2 protein-coding genes and 1 pseudogene are annotated in these 1,695 nt (G+C 60.8%); 1 reads left to right on the top strand and 2 read right to left on the bottom strand.

Translation table 11 applies throughout. From position 1 onward, the window contains the following. Together E5W87_RS22350 and E5W87_RS22345 are read right to left on the bottom strand one after the other, a co-directional pair. Positions 1-208: pseudogene (locus E5W87_RS22350) on the bottom strand (amino acid synthesis family protein); the annotation flags it as partial. Positions 209-252: 44 nt separating this feature from the next. Beyond that, entirely contained in the window at positions 253-837 is a 585-nt protein-coding gene (locus E5W87_RS22345) for an amino acid synthesis family protein (protein WP_292402340.1), read from the bottom strand. A gap of 254 nt (positions 838-1,091) precedes the next feature. Here E5W87_RS22345 and E5W87_RS22340 point away from each other — a divergent pair. Further along, positions 1,092-1,695: BMP family ABC transporter substrate-binding protein (locus E5W87_RS22340; RefSeq protein WP_292402337.1), on the top strand; the 604-nt coding region annotated here is incomplete at its 3' end.

The raw sequence follows: 1,695 nt of genomic DNA, 5'->3' as shown, positions 1-1,695 counted from the left end.
CGGCGGCTGCCTTGCCGAAGCTTTCGATACGGTCGCCGGGAATGCCGAGTGCCGCGACCGCGCGCTTCGGCAAGATATCGCCCAACGCTTCGCCGATGTCGCTCAGCATCGACAGATCTTCGACGTAGGTGCCGGCGTAGGGATTGCGGATTACGGCAATGGCCGCCGCACGGCGGGTCGGCGGATCGACGGGACGCCCGCCCTCGATCAGGGTTTCCTCGACGATGGTGATGATCCGGCGGATTTCTGCGCTCATCTCAACCCGTCCTCACCCTTGATGTCAGCGGCGGCAAGGCCGCCCACCCGCGCGTGAATGCGCGCGCCGGTGGTCATCGCCAGGATGACCGCCATCTCGTCTGCGCGCGGCGCATCGGTGACGCCGATCTCGATCGCGTCGAAATGGCTGCGCACATAAGAGGCATTGATGTGCGTGATCGGAATGTCGATCCGGGTTCCGGGGCCGCCGACCTTCTTGGTCGAAGGCACGATCGCCCTGGCGTTTCCGAGCAGCTCGCGCATCGCGTAGCCCCCGGGATTATGCCAGAGCGCGCCGTGTTCAAGCTCACCGGCGGCGCCGACGATGGCGCCCTTGCCATAGCCTTGGATTGCCGAGGCGCCGTCGCCGATGGCATCGATCAGGCGTCGCGCCATATCGAGACCGAGTGGCTTCAGATCGTCCATGAAGCCGGTGATTTCTTCGACATACCGCCCGGCAAAAGGATTGGCGATAATAGCGACGATCGCACCGCGCTTGAGCGGGCGTGCCGCAGGCGGGCCGCTCTCATGGAAGATCTCCTCCACCTGAACCAGAAATTTCCTGACGACCACAGCCGGCATAGTCCGCTCCTTATCTCGTCGTTCGCGCAAACTCGTTAGAGTATCAACAATTATCCCCGGCCGATATTTGTCAAGCTTCGGCACGGAAGAAGCGAGAAAAGAGGGTGAGGAAACTGCATCGGATGACGATTGACAGCCTGCGGGGCCGCTCATAAACTCATATGACCATCAACGAAAATAGCCGCCGTTTCGGCGATAGGCGCGGATGGTCAAGGCGTTGGCTTCAAAGCTGAAAAAAGCTGAAGGGGAATGACATGAAAAGGGCGCTCAAGAGTTTATGTCTGGCCGGCACGATGCTTGCCGTGTCGTTCGGATCTGCCGCGGCACAGGACAAGGTGTCCGTGGCCGCCATCTCGGGATATTTTGCACAGGGCTTCGGTGTTTCCATCGTCAACGGCCTCAACAAGGCCAAGGACGACTTCGGCATCGACCTCAAGCTGGTCGACACCGGCAATCGCGCGCTCGACTACGAGGAGCAGTTCGAGAACCTTGCCAAGGCCAAGCAATATGACCTCATCTTCGTGATGGGCTGGGAACTGGTGGACTCGCTGCAGAAAGTCAGCAAAGCCTATCCTGACCAGCGCTTCGTTTTCATCGACGGCGTGCTCGATAATCCCAACATGATCTATGCCAATTTCGCGGAGGAGCAGGGATCCTTCGTCGCCGGCGCGCTCGCCGGCATGATCGAGGCCAAGGGCAGCGAATTCGACAAGATCGGCGACGGCAAGGCGATCGGCTTCGTCGGCGGCCGTGATATCCCCGTGATCCGCAACTTCCTCGGCGGCTACGAGCAAGGCGCGAAATATGCCGCGCCCGACGTGAAGGTGAACTCCGTCTTCGCCGGAACCTTCGACGATC

The sequence above is a fragment of the Mesorhizobium sp. genome (genome assembly GCF_004962925.1).
Taxonomy (GTDB): Bacteria; Pseudomonadota; Alphaproteobacteria; order Rhizobiales; family Rhizobiaceae; genus Mesorhizobium.
The sequence above is the reverse complement of the archived record's forward strand: the minus strand, read 5'-3'. Positions and strand labels throughout refer to the sequence as shown.